This is a genomic window from Pseudomonas sp. Fl4BN1 (assembly GCF_009908285.1).
In the GTDB taxonomy this organism is placed as follows: Bacteria; Pseudomonadota; Gammaproteobacteria; order Pseudomonadales; family Pseudomonadaceae; genus Aquipseudomonas.
Genome location: NZ_JAAARM010000019.1, coordinates 124,189 through 140,413, shown reverse-complemented (window position 1 = coordinate 140,413; position 16,225 = coordinate 124,189). Strand labels below are relative to the sequence as shown.

Here is a 16,225-nt window from a genome sequence, read left to right as displayed (position 1 = left end):
CATCTGGCGCCGAGCTGCCAGCGTGGCGTTGTTACTGCTGGCGGTGGGCGTGGCCGGCGTGCAAGGACCTCACCTTTGGTTGCGTGCGCAGGCCGACTACTTCACCAGCAAGGGTGAGGTACGCAGCGTGCAGTTGATGGATGGCAGTCGTGTGCAACTGGACACGGACAGCGCCATTGCCCTGGACTTCGATGAAAACCAGCGACATGTGCGCTTGCTTGCCGGTTCTGCTGTATTCGATGTGGCGCCGATGGGGGAGCAGGAATCCCGCCCTTTTGTAGTGGAGAGTGCCGGCGGTACCACCCGAGCCCTGGGTACCAGGTTCGTGGTCGGTCGTGAGGGCGCTCAGCAGGCCTGGGTCGGTGTGTTGCAGCACAGCGTGGCGGTGAACCTGCAGGCGCCAGCCCACAGCGGTCCGTCGCAGCGGGTACTGGAGGAAGGGCAGAGTGCCCGCTACAACCCGTTGACCGGCGTCGTGGCCCTCGATCTTCCGGACTTGCAACGAGCCACTGGTTGGAGTCGCGGGGTGTTGGTGTTCGACCGGGTACCCTTGGCCACGGTGGTCGAGCAGCTCAATCGCTATCGTCCAGGTCGGGTGATGCTGGGCAGTCATGACCTGGCCCTGCGTCAGGTTAGTGGCGTGTTCCGCCTGGACATGCTCGATGCCGCGCTGTCGACCCTGACCCATGAGCTGCGGGTCCAGCGCTTTGATCTGGCCGGGGTCAGCCTGATCTACTAGGCCTTCCGGAAGTCCCGCCGACGGCCGTTTCCCGGCCGTCGAAAAAAAACTGCAAAAAACCTTACTGAGTTTCCCCGCCTGATACGTCTTGCTAGTGAGATGCATTCGCATACACAAAAATAGCAACCTGGGGAACGCGGGCATGAGTGGAAGCAGTTGCAAGGGAATCTATGCCGCGAGCCGGCTGGCCCTTGTTATCCATCTGGGCAGTGTCGCAGCGATGACGAGCAGCGGCTTGGCGCATGCCACCGAAGCCGAGAGCAATCGGGCGGCGGGCAGCAACCAGCAGCAACTATTGAGCTTCGACATCCCCGCGCAACCCCTGGGTACTGCGGTCCTGCAGTTTGCCGAGCAGGCGGGGCTGCAAGTGCTGTTCGACAGTCAGCGCCTGTACGGCCTGCGCAGCAGCCTGTTGAAGGGCCGCTATGGCGTGCAGGACGGTCTGGCGCGGATGCTCGGTGACACCCCGGTGGAATACCGCTTCACCGGCGAGCGCCAAGTGACCCTGAACCGGATCGCGACCGAACGTGACGGTGCCCTGGCCTTAAGTACCACCACCATTTCCGCTCACTCCGAAGGCCGCGCCAGCGACTGGGTCTACCAGACCCCCAGCTCGGTAGCCGTAATCACCCGCGAACAGATCGACAAGCGCCCACCCCGGCATGCCGCCGACATGCTCGAAGAAACCGCCGGGGTCTACACCGCGGTCAACCAGCGTGATCCGGGCTTGTCGGTAAACATCCGCGGCGTGCAGGACTACGGCCGGGTCAATATGAACATCGACGGCATGCGCCAGAATTTCAACGTCAACGGCCACCAGCAACGCAACGGCACCATGCTGATCGACCCTGAGTTCATCTCCAGCATCGAGATCGACAAGGGCAGCCAGTCGGGGATGGGCGGCGCGGCGGTGCTGGGTGGTATCGCCAGTTTCAAGACCTTGGAAGCCCGTGAGTTTCTCGCTGACGGCAAGGAATACGGTGGCCGTTTTCGCGCCGGTAGCGGCATCGGTGGGTTGGCCAATGGCACCTACTTCAACGGCAGCGGCGTATTTGCCTTTGGTGATGAGCGTGGGGATGTGTTGCTGGGTTACAGCGAGCGACATTTTGGCGACTACCGGGGCGGGACCAACAACGCCGATAACCTGGGCAGCAACATAGGGGCCAAGAAGTACATGCCCGCGGCCTGGAACGACTGGTTGCACAGCGAAGTCGGCGATTCCGGCAGCGTGACCCGCTCGCAGATCGTCAAGTTCGGCTTGAACCTGCCCAACGATCAGCGCGTGCAACTCAGCTACCTGCAAAGCGACAGCGACAGCAACGACGCCTGGGCCTATACCTCCTTTGATCAGCAGAGCACCTATTACCGGCGCCACAGCAAGAACAACCTGACAGCGCAGAACATCGCCCTGGACTACAGCTACAGCCCGGATAACCCACTGATCGACGTCAAGGCCAAGGTGTACTACGTCAGTACCCAGCAGGATCGGGCCAACAGTGAAAACCCTGTCAGCCTGGACTCTGGCAACTATTACGCGGCCTACACCGATCATTTCCAGACCGATACCTGGGGCATGCAGGGTGAGAACACCTCACGCTTCGACCTGGATGCCTATGGCCGTTTCAGCTGGAACTATGGGGTGGAGGTCTATCAGGACCAGTTCAAGCCCAGCACCGGAAAACTCGCGGCGGCCAACGAGGGCTCCTTGCCTTATGTGGAGGGCGCAGACCCGGCGGGCAAGCGCACCATCGCCAGCCTGTTCAACACTCTGCAATACGACTACGGCGACTGGCTGACCCTGGATGCCGGCCTGCGCTATGACCGTTATCGCCTTGAAGGGCAGACCGGCATGACCTTGTACAAGCGTGACCCGGTGACCACTACCACTGCGATCAAACGGGTCGAGGATGTATTCGATATCGATCGTGAGGAGGGACGTTTCTCGCCGACCTTCGGCATCGGGATCAAGCCTGGCCTGGACGATGTTCAGTTGTTTGCCCGCTGGGGCAAGGGCTGGCGCCCGCCGGCAGTGACCGAGACCTTCATGACTGGCCGCCCTCACGGTGGTGGATCGGGCGAACGGGTCTTCCCCAACCCGTTTCTCAAGCCCGAGGAGTCCCGGGACTGGGAGTTGGGCGTGAACGTGCTCAAGGAGTCGTTGCTGTTCCATAGCGATCGGCTGGGGGTCAAGGTCGCCTACTTCGATACCCGGATCGAGAACTTCTCCTTCCTCAACCATAGCGTGAACTTGCCGCAGACCGCTGCCGGCGGGGGCATGGGTACCATGGCCTATGTCAACAACACCCAGCCGACGCGTTTTCGGGGCCTGGAGTACCAGCTCAACTACGACATGGGGCGCGCCTACGCCAACCTCAGTTACACCCACATGATTGGCAGCAACGAGTTCTGCTCCAAGGACTACTACCTGGGCGGCGCAAAGAAGCGCGGACGCAATCTGGGGCGTGTACTTGAACGTTACACGCGGCCCGACGGCTCCATCGGCCAGCGGGTGGTGACCACTTATGAGTGGCTGGACGACGATGCGGCCAACGCCCGGGAAAGTTGCAACCGGATTATGGGCAACGCCACCTACATGCCAGCGGACCGTGGCTCCCTGACCCTGGGCGCGCGCTTTCTGGAGCGCCGTCTGGATACCGGGGTACGGGTGCGCTACAGCTCCGGCAACGGTGAAAACCTCAACAGCCAGAACTATCAGTTGCTGGACCAGGCGGCCTGGCCGAAATACACCGTCTACGACCTGTATGCCAGCTACTGGATGACCGATCAGTTCAACATTGCCCTGGCTCTGGAGAACGCCACCGACGAGGCTTATTTCGTCGCCATGGGCGACATCAATAACCTCAGCCTGGCCCGTGGCCGGACCCTGAGTGGAATGCTTGAGTACAAATTTTGAAGGGCTCTGCCTGCAGGTTCTTCATCACCGATTTTGCCCAAGGGTGGGCAAAAAGCACGCATCTGATTGCGGGCTGATCAACAGCGTTTTGATAACGAGGTTCAGTAATGACTATTTCTGTTAGCTACGACTCTTTGGCCGGTTCTGTCTCGATCAATGATTACCTGACCGACTGGGCTCTGGGTTTCAAAACCGCTGGCCACGGTACCAGCAACACTGGCGGTTTCAGCAATGGCAGCCTGAGCGGCGACCAGTATGCGACCCACGGTGCCAAAGGCTCCGACTACGCCTTCATCGCTGACAGCGACACCAGCAACGGCCTGCACTATGTGTTCGATCCGAAGCAGCCTGCCAGCAGCAACCTCAACCACTACCTGTGGGGCGAGCTGGACAACGTGCAACTGGGCCAGGAACTGGGCGGCGGTAGCGGCAGCGACTTCACCCTGGATACCTACAAAGTGGCGTTCAATGGCCTCGACCTGTCGTCTGCCGAAGGCGCTGGCCGCGTTGGCAACGCCGTGCAGGAAGTGATCTACGGCCTGATGCAGGGCAACACCGCGGCGCTGACCAGCGTGCTCAACGACCTGCTGGACGACTACGGCCTGTCCACCGCATCGACCTTCGACCAACTGGCTGCTGCCGGTATCGGACATGCGGTCGATTCGTTCGCCACCGACGTGGCCCTGGTGGGTGTGCAGGACGTGGCTCAAGACTGGGCCCTGGCGGCCTGAGTGCGCTAAGCGCATAAAAAAGCGAATACGTGATTGCTCGCGTATTCGCTGGGTACAGCGTCAGCGTCGCCCGAGTTTTCGACGGCCAGGGCGACGCTGGCGACAAATTCTGCGGAGCGCCGTGCTGCCTGTCAACGCACGCGGCGAGCCGCTGGCGATACCGTTCCTGCTGAATGGGTCGTTGCGCATGACTTTCAACCTCCAACGGGAAACCTTCATGAGCAGGCCAAACCCTTGCGCCGGTTCCGAGACGCTGGCCGCGCTGACGGCCTATAAAAGCGGCTTTTTCAACATCGGTCTGTTCTCGGCGGTGATCAACCTGCTGATGCTGGCGCCGGCCCTGTACATGCTCCAGGTCTATGACCGGGTACTGGCTTCGGGCAATCAGATGACCCTGTTGATGCTGACCCTGATGATCATCGGCCTGTTCGGCCTGATGGGGGCCTTGGAGTGGGTGCGCAGCCAGGTGGTAATCCGCCTCGGCACACAGATGGACATGCGCTTGAACCAGCGGGTGTATGACGCCGCATTCGAGGCACAGCTCAAGGGTGGCACCCAGGCGGCGGGGCAGGCTCTGAATGACCTGACTGCGCTGCGCCAGTTCGCCACCGGCAACGCGCTGTTCGCGTTTTTCGACGCGCCGTGGTTTCCCATCTATCTGTTGGTGATCTTCCTCTTCCATCCCTGGCTCGGGCTCCTGGCCCTGGGCGGTGCGGTGCTGCTGGTGGTCCTGGCCTGGGTCAATCATCACCTGTGCCAGGCGCCTTTGGCCGAGGCCGGGCGCTTGTCCATCAGCACCAGCCAGCAGGCCACAGCCAATTTGCGCAATGCCGAAACCATCGAGGCCATGGGCATGCTCGGCACCTTGCGCGAGCGCTGGTTCGCCGGGCACCAGCAGTTCCTCGCCCAGCAAAACCTGGCCAGCGAGAAGACCGCCACGGTCAGTGCCTGGTCCAAGGGCGTGCGCTTGGCCTTGCAGTCATTGGTGCTGGGTCTGGGGGCATGGCTGGCGGTCCAGAACGAGATCACCCCGGGGATGATGATTGCCGGGTCGATTCTCATGGGTCGGGTGTTGAGCCCTATCGATCAACTGATCGCCGTGTGGAAACAATGGAGTTCGGCGCGCCTGGCCTATGGGCGCTTGTCGGCCCTGTTGCAGGCCAATCCGCCGCGACCGCATCGCATGAGCTTGCCCACCCCGCGCGGGGATCTGTTGGTGGAGCAGCTCAGCGCCTGTGCCCCTGGCAGTCGCCGGCCGGCCCTGGCCAACCTCGGCTTCAGCCTGGCGGCGGGGCAGGTACTGGGGGTGATCGGCCCTTCCGGTTGTGGCAAGTCGACCCTGGCCCGTCTGCTGGTAGGGGCTTGGCTGCCGGTTACCGGCAAGGTGCGCCTGGACGGTGCCGACCTGGCCCAATGGGACAAGCAGCAACTGGGACCGCATATTGGCTACCTGCCCCAGGATATCCAGCTGTTTGCCGGCAGCATCGCCGAGAACATCGCGCGCTTCGGCCCGCTGGACTCCAACAAGGTCCTGGCGGCGGCGCAGATGGCTGGGGTGCATGAGCTGATCCTGCAATGGCCGCAAGGTTATGACACGCAACTGGGGGAGGGCGGTGCCGGGCTGTCCGGTGGGCAGAAGCAACGCATCGCCCTGGCGCGGGCGCTGTACGACCTGCCGGCGCTGATTGTGCTCGATGAGCCCAATGCCAACCTCGACGAGGCCGGTGAGCAAGCCCTGTTGCGGGCTATCGCCCAGCTCAAGGAGCACAAACGCACCCTGGTGCTGATTACCCACAAGCCTAATGTGCTGACCCTCACCGATCAGTTGATGATTCTGCGGGATGGCCAACTGCAAGCCTTCGGCCCGACGGCGCGGGTGCTTGAGGCCAGCCAGAAAGCCAAGGCGCCGCCGCCCGCCCCCGCTGGCAAACCCGTGTCCAACCTCAACCTGAGCTACCGGCTCGGGGCTGTCGCCGGTGAAGGAAAGCCCGCATGAGCCAAGTGCATTCCCTGGGGCCCATGCCGGCCCCCAGCAACACCCCGAACAACGTCCTGGCCCTGGACGACAAGAAATACTCGCGACTGGGTTGGTTGCTGGTGCTGGGAGGCTTTGCCGGCTTTCTCGGCTGGGCCGCCCTGGCACCGCTGGACAAGGGCGTGGCGGTGTCGGGCAAGGTCATGGTGTCGGGTCACCGCAAGACCGTGCAGCACCAGAGCGGCGGTATCGTCGAGCGGATCGAGGTCAAGGAAGGTGACCGGGTCAGCGCCGGTCAGGTGCTGCTGCGGCTCAACGAAACGCCGTTGCGTACCCAGATGCAATCCTTGCGCAGCCAGTACCTGGGCTCCCTGGCCAGCGAGGCCCGGCTGAATGCCGAGCGCGACGGCGCCTCGGGCATTGTTTTCGATCCCCAGCTCCAGGCCTTGGCGGCTGAGCCGGATGTGGCCGCCAGCATGAGCCTGCAACGGCAGTTGTTCAGCAGCCGGCGCCAGGCCCTGAGCATGGAGCAGCAGGGGATCGGCGAAACCATTGCCGGGTCCGAGGCGCAACTGCGTGGCACCCGGGACTCCCAGGCCAGCAAGGTGCTGCAGCGCAAGGCGTTGAACGAGCAATTGCTGGGACTGCGGGAGCTGGCGCGGGACGGTTACATTCCCCGTAACCGCCTGCTGGACAGTGAACGCCTGTATGCCCAGATCGATGGTTCGATTGCCGAGGACTTCGGCCGCATCGGCCAGTTGCAGCGGCAGATCCTCGAACTGCGCTTGCGCATCCGTCAGTCCACCGAGGACTTCCAGAAAGACCTGCGCAGCCAATTGGCCGACACCCGGATCCGTACCGAGGATTTGCGTAACCGCCTGGCCTCTGCCGAGTTCGAACTGGCCAACAGCCAGGTGCGGGCGCCGGCCGCCGGGGTGGTGGTGGGCATGGAGGTGTACACCGAGGGCGGGGTGATCAAGCCGGGACAGCCGCTGATGGACATCGTGCCCCAGGGCGAGCCGCTGCTGGTGGAGGCGCGGGTGCCGGTGCAACTGGTGGACAAGGTGCATCCGGGGCTGGCGGTAGAGTTGATGTTCCCGGCGTTCAACCAGAGCACCACGCCGCGGATTCCCGGCGAAGTGACCCTGGTGTCGGCGGATCGCCAAGTCGATGAGCGCACCGACGAGCCGTATTACACCCTGCGCGCCACAGTCAGCGCCGAGGGCATGCAGCAGTTGCATGGCTTGCAGATTCGTCCGGGCATGCCGGTGGAAGCCTTTGTCCGTACTGGTGAGCGCTCGATGCTCAATTACCTGTTCAAGCCGTTGCTGGACCGCACTCATATGGCGTTGGTGGAAGAATGATTCGAACCTGGCGCTGTTTGCCCCTGCTGTGTCTGCTGGCCTCTTCCGAGGCCCAGGCGTTGGGGCTGCTGGATGCTTACGACCTGGCCTTGCGCAACGATCCGACCTTTCAGGCGGCGATCAAGGAACGTGACGCCGGCGAGGAAAACCAAGTGATCGGCCGCGCCGGACTGCTGCCGAACCTGTCCTGGAGCTACAACAACTCGCGCAACCAGTCCGAGGTGACCCAGAACACCACCACCGATCGTGACTACCGCAGCTATGCCTCAACCCTGACGTTGCAGCAGCCCTTGCTGGACTACGAAGCCTATGCGCGTTTTCGCCAGGGCGCGGCCCAGGCACTGTTTGCCGACGAACGCTTTCGCGGCAAGAGCCAGGAGCTGGCAGTGCGCCTGCTCAGTGCCTACAGCCAGGCGTTGCTGGCCCAGGAACGGATCGAGCTGAGCCGCGCGCAGAAGCGTGCCTATGCCGAACGCCTGCAGCTCAACGAGCGCCTGCTCAAGGGGGGCGAGGGCACGCGCACCGATGTGCTGGAGACCCAGGCCCGCTTGAGCCTGTCACTGGCCGAAGAGATCGAGTCCCAGGATCAGCAGGACGCGGCCTTGCGCGAGCTGCAAGCGATAGTCGGCGAGCCGTTGCAGATCGACGAACTGGACCCGCTGACCCGGCAGTTCGAAACCCAGCCGCTGCTGCCCAACCGCTTTGACAGCTGGCGCGAGCTGGCCATGGCCAACAACCCGGAACTGGCTTCTCAGCACCAGGCCCTGCGGGTGGCTGAGTATGAAGTTGAGCGCAAGCGCGCCGGGCACCTGCCCAAGGTCAGCCTGTACGCCAGCAGCCGCCAGACCAGCTCCGACTCGGAGAGCTCCTACAAGCAGAAATACGACACCAATACGGTGGGTATCCAGGTCAGCCTGCCGTTGTTTGCTGGCGGCTCGGTGTCGGCCTCGACCCGCCAGGCGGCCAGCCAGTTGTCCCAGGCGCAGTTCGAGCTGGACGCGCAGACCGCCACCACCCTCAACGAGCTGCGCAAGCAGTTCAACCTCAATACCAGCGCTGCGGCCAAGGTCCGAGCCTATGCAATGGCCGTCAGCTCCGCCGAGGCCCTGGTGACCGCAACCCAGAAGAGTGTGCACGGCGGCGAGCGGGTCAACCTCGATGTGCTGGACGCCGAGCAGCAATTGTTCAGCGCCCGTCGCGACCTGGCGGATGCCCGGCATGCCTACCTGTTGGCGCGGATCCAGCTCAAGTACTACGCCGGCCTGCTCAACGAACAGGACCTGCAGCAGTTGGCCGGCTACTTCCGCCCCCTGGGCTGAACCCCAATGCCGTACCGACCCCTGTAGGAGCTGGCTTGCCAGCGAAGGCGCCGGCCAGATTGGCGCAAGTCTCAAGGGCCTCTTCGCCGGCAAGCCGGCTCCTACGGAGGGGGAGGGCGGCAGGCTTGGCCTTGTAGGAGCTGGCTTGCCAGCGAAGGCGCCGGCCGGGTTGGCGCAAGGCTCAAGGGCCTCTTCGCCGGCAAGCCGGCTCCTACGGAGAGGGGGGCGTCAGGCTTGGCCTTGTAGGAGCTGGCTTGCCAGCGATGGCGCCGGCCAGATTGGCGCAAGTCTCAAGGGCCTCTTCGCCGGCAAGCCGGCTCCTACGGAGAGGGGGGCGTCAGGCTTGGCCTTGTAGGAGCTGGCTTGCCAGCGAAGGCGCCGGCCGGGTTGGCGCAGGTCTCAGGGGCCTCTTCGCCGGCAAGCCGGCTCCTACGGAGGGGGAGGGCGGCAGAATGCAAACAGCCGTCACGAGGACGGCTGTTGGGTGGCGCAGGGCGGATCAGCGACGGGTCAGCAGGACCCCGGATTCCATATGGTGGGTCCAGGGGAACTGGTCGAACAGCGCGCAGCGGGTAATGCGGTGGGTGTCGTGCAACTGGGCGATGTTGGCCGCCAGGGTTTCCGGGTTGCAGGAGATGTACAGGATGTTGTCGAAGCGCCGGGTCAGCTCGCAGGTGTCCGGGTCCATGCCGGCCCGGGGCGGGTCGACGAACACGCTGCCGAACTCGTAGCTCTTCAGGTCCACGCCCTGCAGGCGGCGGAATGGCCGCACTTCATTCAAGGCTTCGGTCAGCTCTTCGGCAGACAAACGCACCAGGGTGACGTTATCCACAGCGTTTTCGCTGAGGTTGCTCAAGGCGGCGTTTACCGAGGTCTTGCTGATCTCGGTGGCCAGCACCTTGCGCACCCGGGTGGCCAGGGGCAGGGTGAAGTTGCCGTTGCCGCAGTACAGTTCCAGCAGGTCGTCCTGGCGCTCGCCCAGGGCTTCATAGGCCCAGTTGAGCATCTTCTGGTTCACCGTGCCGTTGGGCTGGGTGAAGGCACCTTCGGGCTGGCGGTAGCTGAAGGTGCGCCCGCCAACGTCGAGTTTTTCCACTACGTAGTCCTGGCCGATGACTTCGCGCTTGCCCTTGGAGCGGCCGATCACGCTGACCTTGAGGTCGGCAGCCAGCTGGCTCGCGGCCTTGTGCCAGTGCTCGTCCAGGGGACGGTGGTAGCACAGGGTGATCATCGCGTCGCCAGCCAGGGTGGTGAGGAACTCCACCTGGAACAGCTTGTGGCTCAGGGGCGCGCTGGCTTGCCAGGCGGCCTTGAGCTGCGGCATCAACTGGTTGATGCGCAGGCTGGCGATGGGGAACTCCTCGATCAGGATCGGCGTGCGCTTGTCGTCCTGGGAGAACATCGCGTAGTGCCGATCACCGGCCTCACGCCACAGGCGGAACTCGGCGCGCAGGCGGAAGTTCTGCAAGGGCGAGTCGAAGACCTGGGGCTCGGGCGCGTCGAAAGGCGCCAGCAGGTCACGCAGGCGCGCGACCTTGTCTTGCAGTTGTACCGCGTAGGAGGGGGCGTCAAAAGTCATGCGGGGTAACCCAGCTTGATCACGAACAGGATCGACAGGATCACCAGCGGCGCGTTCAGCTCACGGGCGCGGCCCGACAGCAGCTTGATCACGGTCCAGGCGATAAAGCCGAAGGCGATGCCGTTGGCAATGGAGTAAGTGAAGGGCATCGCCAAGGCGGTGACGACCACGGGGGCGGCGACGGTGATGTCGTCCCAGTCGATTTCCGCCAGGCCCGAGGTCATCAGCACCGCGACGAACAGCAGGGCAGGAGCGGTAGCGAAGGCCGGTACGCTGGCTGCCAGGGGCGAGAAAAACAGCGCCAGCAGGAACATGATCGCCACCACGATGGCGGTCAGGCCGGTGCGGCCGCCGGCGCTGACGCCCGCTGCCGATTCGATGTAGCTGGTGGTGGTCGAGGTGCCCAGCAGCGAACCGGCCATGGCGGCGGTGCTGTCGGCGATCAGTGCCCGGCCCATTTTCGGCATATGGCCGTCCTTGCCCATCAGCCCGGCGCGCTTGGCGACGCCGATCAGGGTGCCGGAGTTGTCGAACAGGTCGACGAACAGGAACGCGAAGATCACGCTGATCAGGCCGATGTCCAGGGCGCCCTTGATATCCAGTTGCAGGAAAGTCGGGGCCAGGGACGGTGGCATCGAGATCACGCCGCCGAACTGGGTGACGCCCAGGAGGATGGAGACGATAGTCACCGCGAGGATGCCGATCAGCACTGCGCCGCGCACTTTCAGCGCTTCCAGGGCAACGATCAGGGCAAAGCCCAGGGCTGCAAGGATAGGCGCGGGCTTGCTCAGGTCGCCGAGGCCGACCAGGGTCGATTGGTTGCCTACCACGATCCCGGCGTTGTGCAGGGCGATCAATGCCAGGAACAGGCCAATCCCGGCGGCTATCGCAGAGCGCAGCGGCAGCGGGATACTGTTGATGATCCATTCACGGATCTTGAAGATCGACAGCAGGAAGAACAGCACCGCCGAGATGAAGACCGCACCCAGCGCTACTTGCCAGGTGTGGCCCATGTGCAGGACCACGGTGTAGGTGAAGAAGGCATTGAGGCCCATGCCCGGCGCGAGGGCGATCGGGTAGTTGGCGATCAGCCCCATGACCGTGGAGCCGATGGCGGCTGCCAGGCAGGTAGCGACAAACACCGCGCCCTTGTCCATGCCCGTCTCGCCGAGGATGCTCGGGTTGACGAAGAGAATGTAGGCCATGGCCAGGAAGGTGGTAACGCCCGCAAGAATCTCGGTGCGCACGTTGGTGTTATGTGCCTTGAGTTGAAACAGCCTTTCCAGCATGTCTGCTCCCCGTGGCGCCGCCCGGCGCCGTGAATGTATCGACTCCAACAGCAAAGCACAGACTGCCTGATGCGCCTGTGGATTTGCCTTGGGTCGGAAAAAGCCGCGCATCATACCAGCAGCGTGGGCCAATGGCTGCGATCGTCGGCGATGTTTTGCCCTGCTGGCAAGTAGCGCATACTGCGCCCTGCTTTTAAGGGGGGATTTATGCGCAGCACAATGAAAATGACCGCGTTGGCGTTTGTGGGCGCCGTGGCTTGCTGGCTGGCGACTCCGGCCCTGGCGCGCTCGGCACCGCCGTTGAGCCGGGTGGAGATTCTCAAGGTGCTGTCGCCGTCCTGCGGGCTTGAGGATGTCTCCGACGGTCGTGAGCGGACCGAGTGCGATCACCGTGGTCCGAACATCAAGGTCTATGTGCTGGAAATCGGCTACGGTCGCGAGCCTCACGTGAACCTGGACGGTTTCGAGGTCGACGGCACCCGTTCGCCGGTGTGCGAGGACGGCTCCAGCTATGTGCCGTGCGGCAACTCGGGGATCACCGTCGGCTACATCTATGTCTTCGATCTGGCGGGCAAGCAGGAAGGCACCTTCAGTTTCCGCAACACCTCGCTCAATGCGCCGGGTAACACCCTGGGCGCGCAGATCTACATCAAGTAGCCCTCGAACGGCGCCCGGCAAAGCTGGCTAAGCTCTAAAGACCTTCCTTGTGGAGTCATCCCCATGACCTTCAGAGCCTTGGTCACCCTTGCCGAAGGCATCGATGACCTGCAAAGCGTGACCTTGATCGATGTGTTGCGCCGTGCCGAAATCGAAGTGCTGACGGCCAGCGTCGAAGGCCGGCGCATGCTCACCTGCGCCCGGGGCACCCGGCTGACTGCCGACGCCATGCTGGTGGATGTGCTGGCCCAACACTTCGACCTGATCGTGTTGCCCGGCGGCGCGGTGGGGGGCCAGCATTTGGCGGCTCACCAACCGTTGCTGCAGTTGGTCAAGGATCAGGCCGCGGCAGGGCGCCTGTTCGCCGGGATCGCCGAAGCACCGGCTTTGGCCTTGCAAGCCTTCGGGGTGCTGCGCCAGCGGCGCATGACCTGCCTGCCCAGCGCCAGCCATCATCTGCAGGGCTGCACCTTTGTCGACCAGCCGGTGGTGGTGGACGGCAACTGCATCACCGCCCAGGGGTCCGCCGCGGCCCTGGCGTTTGCCCTGGCCCTGGTGGAAGCGCTGTGCGGCCGCGCCAAGCGCGCCCAGGTAGCTGCCGAGTTGCTGGTCTAGGGCTCAGCCGACATGAGCCGCGATGGGCTCGATCACCGGTTGCAACTCCTGTTCGGTGTGCCAGATGTCGTAGTCGGCCTGCACCGCCAGCCAGACCTTGGCCTTGCCGATTCCGGCGCGTTCCAGGCGGACCGCCAGTTCCGCGCGGATCGGTGCATGGCCATTCAACACCTTGGACAGGTGCGGGCGGGCGTAGCCGATATGCCGCGCCAGCTCCGTCACGCTGATGCCCAGCTCGGGCAAGACATCCAGGCGCAGGGTGTCGCCGGGGTGGGGCGGGTTGTGGATGGGCATGATCCTGCCTCCTGTTCAGTGGTAGTCCAGATAGTCGACCAGTTCGATATCCGAACCTACGAAACGAAAGATCACTCGCCAGTTGCCGGACACCACCAGGGACCAATAGCCGTGCAGGTCGCCCTTGAGCGGGTGCAGCCGCCAGCCCGGCAGGTCGAGCCCGGCCGGTTCGCTGGCGTGATCCATGAACGACAGCTGGCGGGCCAGCCGGCGTGCATGCTCAGCCCGTATTCCACGAGTCGATCCGGTTTCATAGAAGGCGCGCAGGCCTTTGTGCTGAAAGGACTTGATCATGGGGTGCGAGTGTAAGGTGATACCTTACACGCTTCGTAGCGGTTTTGTATTGCAGAGAATGATCAACAACCTGTTACGAGGCCCCCCGCGGGGCGTTTCTCTGTCGCAGCTCGGTTCGGCAAGGAGTCGGGCACGGAGCTTGTGAGCGGGTAACAAAGCCTAACCAGCCGCTCCTTGCACCGCCCGTCCCATCACCCCTATAGTTCGCGCCGTCGCTGCCAATTCAGCGGCCGGGTTTGGTCACCCGAAATTAGAAGGCGCACGCGCCACCCTGGTTTGCAGGCACTTTTTCGTGTCCGCACGCTTAATGGTGGGCTGTGCGCGGGACACCTTCGGGTGTGCCGGGTGCCTTCTTCCCGGTTGACCAACCTGTGCACAGTCCGCCACCCATCGTTTGGTCACGATTGGGGCGGTCATTCATAAAGAAGGATCTAATGATGAATACCCCGAAAACTGCTGCTCACTATGTGCCGCTTAAATCCAACATAAGCCGGCCAGGTGTGTTTTTTATCAACGCCAATGCGTCCCCTGAGGCACTGCACGAAGCCGCCGAGCAACGCATGCGCACGGCTGCCAACCTGCTGGAAACCCTCTGCTGCCTGAACTTCAGCCACGGCGATGTGAAGGACATCCCGCACATCATCGACGTGCTCTATGTACTGACCCAGGATGGTTGCGACCTGCTGGAGGCGGCGAAATGGCGAGCCTGTGCTGAGGCTCAGCCCAGCCACTGACGCTTGAACCTGGCCGCGCCTGCCCGGCGCGGCTTCAGGCCTTGGATTGCTCGACCCGCTCGATCATCCGGTCACGCTGGGCCAGGGTCGGGAACAGCTTGATCCAGACCCCGGTCACCAGCAGCGTACCGACCCCGCCCAGCACCACCGCCGGCACCGTGCCGAACCAGTGGGCGGTCAGCCCGGATTCAAATTCCCCCAGCTGATTCGAAGCGCCGATGAACAGGCCGTTCACCGCACTGACCCGGCCGCGCATTTCGTCCGGGGTTTCCAGCTGCACGAAGGAGGCGCGGATCACCATGCTGATCATGTCCGCCGCCCCCAGCACCACCAGCACTGCCAGGGAAAACCAGAACGAGGTGGACAGGCCGAAGGCGATGGTGGCGACGCCAAACACCCCGACCGCAGTGAACATCACCCGCCCGACCTTGCGCTCGACGCTGAAACGCGCCAGCCACAGTGACATCAGCAAGGCGCCTACTGCCGGCGCCGAACGCAGCAGCCCCAGGCCCCAGGGCCCGGTCAACAGGATGTCCTTGGCGAACACCGGCAAGAGTGCAGTGGCGCCCCCCAGCAACACGGCGAACAGGTCCAGGGAAATGGCGCCGAGGATGTCCGGGCGGCTGCGGATGAAGCGAACCCCCGCCAGCAATGAATCCAGGGTGGCCTTGCCCTTGCTCAGTGGAGTCTGCCGGGCCGGCAGGTTGAGCATCAGCAGGCAGGCAATCACATAGAGCGCCACGGTCGGGCCGTAGACCCAGACGCTGCCGAAGGCATACAGCAATCCGCCCAGTGCCGGGGCGACGATGGTCGCTGACTGTTGCGCCGATTGCGCCGCGGCCACCGCCCGGGGAAACAGTGCACTGGGCACAAGGCTCGGCAGCAAGGCCTGGGTGGTGGGCATTTCGAACGAGCGGGCGCCACCGAGCAGGAAGGCCAGGATGAAGATCATCTCCCGGGTGACATTGTCGGTCAGGCTGCCGATGGCCAGCGCCAGGGCAATCAAGGCCTGCAGTGACTGACAGATTGCCGCCACGCGGCGCCGGTCGTAGCGGTCGGCCACATGCCCGGTGTGCAGCATGAACAGCACCCGTGGCGCGAATTCCACCAGCCCTACCAGGCCCAGGTCGAGCACGTTGCCGGTCAGTTGATAGAGGTTCCAGCCGATGGCCACGGTGAGCATCTGGAACCCGCTGGCGGTGAAGATTCGAGCTAGCCAGAAGGCGATGAACGGGCGGTGGTGACGGAGCAGCAGAGGGTCTTGGCTGGGCATCTGGCGGCAGATCTGAGCGGGGAGTGAAACGAGATTATCACCAAGATGTAACCGAAGGTTGCAGCCTGCGGAAAAATCGTTAGCCGCGCATCTATCTGCTTTGGGCGGTGAAATACTTCTCGCAATCCCTGCTGTCGCGACCGCTGGCTGTGATCGGCCTGAAGTGGGGGGCGGTGCTTTGCTGTTGCTGAAGCTCCTGCGAGCCTGAGCGCCGCTCGCGACAGTGGCCACAGGGAAAAATATCTGGGAAACCCCCGGGCTTGAGAGGGTGGGGCAAGCTGTCACGCGGCAAATAACCACACGCTTGCGCGAGCAAATTAGGACTACTCTTTCAACGTTGCTTGACCCAGATCAAAACCTTTCCCAAGGCTGATGTGGTGGCAAAAGTACCAGAATCCCTGCGTGCGATGGTTTCAAAAAGAACGAATTCGAATTCGCCGCACTCCAT

At 63.4% G+C, this 16,225-nt stretch carries 14 protein-coding genes; 9 read left to right on the top strand and 5 right to left on the bottom strand.

The window, feature by feature from the left end; genetic code table 11:
- The 6 genes from GV818_RS21380 to GV818_RS21355 form a co-directional block, all read left to right on the top strand.
- Nucleotides 1-739, top strand: a 739-nt coding sequence (locus GV818_RS21380) for a FecR family protein (RefSeq protein WP_256679505.1), incomplete at its 5' end; no start/stop codon positions are given.
- A 142-nt stretch (nucleotides 740-881) separates the two neighbouring features.
- Nucleotides 882-3,653, top strand: coding sequence for a TonB-dependent receptor (locus tag GV818_RS21375; protein WP_161777427.1), 2,772 nt, complete (start codon nucleotides 882-884; stop codon nucleotides 3,651-3,653).
- A gap of 107 nt (nucleotides 3,654-3,760) precedes the next feature.
- Nucleotides 3,761-4,384, top strand: coding sequence for a heme acquisition protein HasA (locus GV818_RS21370; RefSeq protein ID WP_161756466.1), 624 nt, complete (start codon nucleotides 3,761-3,763; stop codon nucleotides 4,382-4,384).
- A 217-nt stretch (nucleotides 4,385-4,601) separates the two neighbouring features.
- Entirely contained in the window at nucleotides 4,602-6,380 is a 1,779-nt protein-coding gene (locus tag GV818_RS21365; protein WP_161756465.1) for a type I secretion system permease/ATPase, read from the top strand.
- Entirely contained in the window at nucleotides 6,377-7,723 is a 1,347-nt protein-coding gene (locus tag GV818_RS21360) for an HlyD family type I secretion periplasmic adaptor subunit (RefSeq protein ID WP_161777425.1), read from the top strand. The genes GV818_RS21365 and GV818_RS21360 overlap by 4 nt, the downstream gene beginning before the upstream one ends.
- The gene (locus GV818_RS21355; protein WP_161777423.1) at nucleotides 7,720-9,042 is read left to right on the top strand and encodes a TolC family outer membrane protein; all 1,323 of its coding nucleotides are present in this window, start codon (nucleotides 7,720-7,722) and stop codon (nucleotides 9,040-9,042) included. The genes GV818_RS21360 and GV818_RS21355 overlap by 4 nt, the downstream gene beginning before the upstream one ends.
- A gap of 499 nt (nucleotides 9,043-9,541) precedes the next feature.
- Here GV818_RS21355 and trmA read toward each other — a convergent pair whose 3' ends face one another.
- Nucleotides 9,542-10,621, bottom strand: a complete 1,080-nt coding sequence (gene trmA / locus GV818_RS21350; RefSeq protein ID WP_161777421.1) for a tRNA (uridine(54)-C5)-methyltransferase TrmA — start codon at nucleotides 10,619-10,621, stop codon at nucleotides 9,542-9,544.
- On the bottom strand, nucleotides 10,618-11,910 hold the full coding sequence (locus tag GV818_RS21345) for an NCS2 family permease (RefSeq protein ID WP_161756461.1): 1,293 nt from the start codon (nucleotides 11,908-11,910) through the stop codon (nucleotides 10,618-10,620). Before GV818_RS21345 ends, trmA begins: the two co-directional genes overlap by 4 nt.
- 207 nt (nucleotides 11,911-12,117) lie before the next feature.
- On the opposite strand from GV818_RS21345, the gene GV818_RS21340 reads away from it, so the two are divergent.
- Both GV818_RS21340 and GV818_RS21335 read left to right on the top strand, forming a co-directional pair.
- Nucleotides 12,118-12,567, top strand: coding sequence for a DUF4879 domain-containing protein (locus tag GV818_RS21340; RefSeq protein WP_161756460.1), 450 nt, complete (start codon nucleotides 12,118-12,120; stop codon nucleotides 12,565-12,567).
- Nucleotides 12,568-12,630: 63 nt separating this feature from the next.
- A complete protein-coding gene (locus GV818_RS21335) occupies nucleotides 12,631-13,182 on the top strand; it encodes a DJ-1 family glyoxalase III (RefSeq protein WP_161756459.1) in 552 nt (183 codons plus the stop codon).
- A gap of 3 nt (nucleotides 13,183-13,185) precedes the next feature.
- On the opposite strand, the gene GV818_RS21330 is transcribed toward GV818_RS21335, so the two are convergent.
- Together GV818_RS21330 and GV818_RS21325 are read right to left on the bottom strand one after the other, a co-directional pair.
- Nucleotides 13,186-13,476 (bottom strand): HigA family addiction module antitoxin, encoded by a 291-nt coding sequence (locus tag GV818_RS21330; protein WP_016966170.1) that lies wholly within the window; start codon nucleotides 13,474-13,476, stop codon nucleotides 13,186-13,188.
- A 15-nt stretch (nucleotides 13,477-13,491) separates the two neighbouring features.
- Nucleotides 13,492-13,770: a type II toxin-antitoxin system RelE/ParE family toxin gene (locus tag GV818_RS21325; protein WP_025129224.1), complete on the bottom strand. Its 279-nt coding sequence runs from the start codon at nucleotides 13,768-13,770 to the stop codon at nucleotides 13,492-13,494.
- A 437-nt stretch (nucleotides 13,771-14,207) separates the two neighbouring features.
- On the opposite strand from GV818_RS21325, the gene GV818_RS21320 reads away from it, so the two are divergent.
- Nucleotides 14,208-14,504 carry a hypothetical protein gene (locus tag GV818_RS21320; RefSeq protein WP_178125039.1) on the top strand — a complete coding sequence of 99 codons (297 nt, stop codon included), beginning with the start codon at nucleotides 14,208-14,210 and terminating at the stop codon, nucleotides 14,502-14,504.
- Nucleotides 14,505-14,538: 34 nt separating this feature from the next.
- On the opposite strand, the gene GV818_RS21315 is transcribed toward GV818_RS21320, so the two are convergent.
- Nucleotides 14,539-15,777: an MFS transporter gene (locus tag GV818_RS21315; RefSeq protein WP_161777419.1), complete on the bottom strand. Its 1,239-nt coding sequence runs from the start codon at nucleotides 15,775-15,777 to the stop codon at nucleotides 14,539-14,541.
- Between the last annotated feature and the right edge of the window lie 448 nt (nucleotides 15,778-16,225).

Excerpts from the sequence above, each read along its gene's own strand:
- GV818_RS21365 (WP_161756465.1), top strand. The coding sequence starts at position 4,602 with ATGAGCAGGCCAAACCCTTGCGCCGGTTCCGAGACGCTGGCCGCGCTG.
- GV818_RS21325 (WP_025129224.1), bottom strand. The coding sequence starts at position 13,770 with ATGATCAAGTCCTTTCAGCACAAAGGCCTGCGCGCCTTCTATGAAACC.
- GV818_RS21330 (WP_016966170.1), bottom strand. The coding sequence starts at position 13,476 with ATGCCCATCCACAACCCGCCCCACCCCGGCGACACCCTGCGCCTGGAT.
- trmA (WP_161777421.1), bottom strand. The coding sequence starts at position 10,621 with ATGACTTTTGACGCCCCCTCCTACGCGGTACAACTGCAAGACAAGGTC.
- GV818_RS21320 (WP_178125039.1), top strand. The coding sequence starts at position 14,208 with ATGAATACCCCGAAAACTGCTGCTCACTATGTGCCGCTTAAATCCAAC.
- GV818_RS21345 (WP_161756461.1), bottom strand. The coding sequence starts at position 11,910 with ATGCTGGAAAGGCTGTTTCAACTCAAGGCACATAACACCAACGTGCGC.
- GV818_RS21375 (WP_161777427.1), top strand. The coding sequence starts at position 882 with ATGAGTGGAAGCAGTTGCAAGGGAATCTATGCCGCGAGCCGGCTGGCC.
- GV818_RS21315 (WP_161777419.1), bottom strand. The coding sequence starts at position 15,777 with ATGCCCAGCCAAGACCCTCTGCTGCTCCGTCACCACCGCCCGTTCATC.
- GV818_RS21355 (WP_161777423.1), top strand. The coding sequence starts at position 7,720 with ATGATTCGAACCTGGCGCTGTTTGCCCCTGCTGTGTCTGCTGGCCTCT.
- GV818_RS21370 (WP_161756466.1), top strand. The coding sequence starts at position 3,761 with ATGACTATTTCTGTTAGCTACGACTCTTTGGCCGGTTCTGTCTCGATC.
- GV818_RS21360 (WP_161777425.1), top strand. The coding sequence starts at position 6,377 with ATGAGCCAAGTGCATTCCCTGGGGCCCATGCCGGCCCCCAGCAACACC.
- GV818_RS21340 (WP_161756460.1), top strand. The coding sequence starts at position 12,118 with ATGCGCAGCACAATGAAAATGACCGCGTTGGCGTTTGTGGGCGCCGTG.
- GV818_RS21335 (WP_161756459.1), top strand. The coding sequence starts at position 12,631 with ATGACCTTCAGAGCCTTGGTCACCCTTGCCGAAGGCATCGATGACCTG.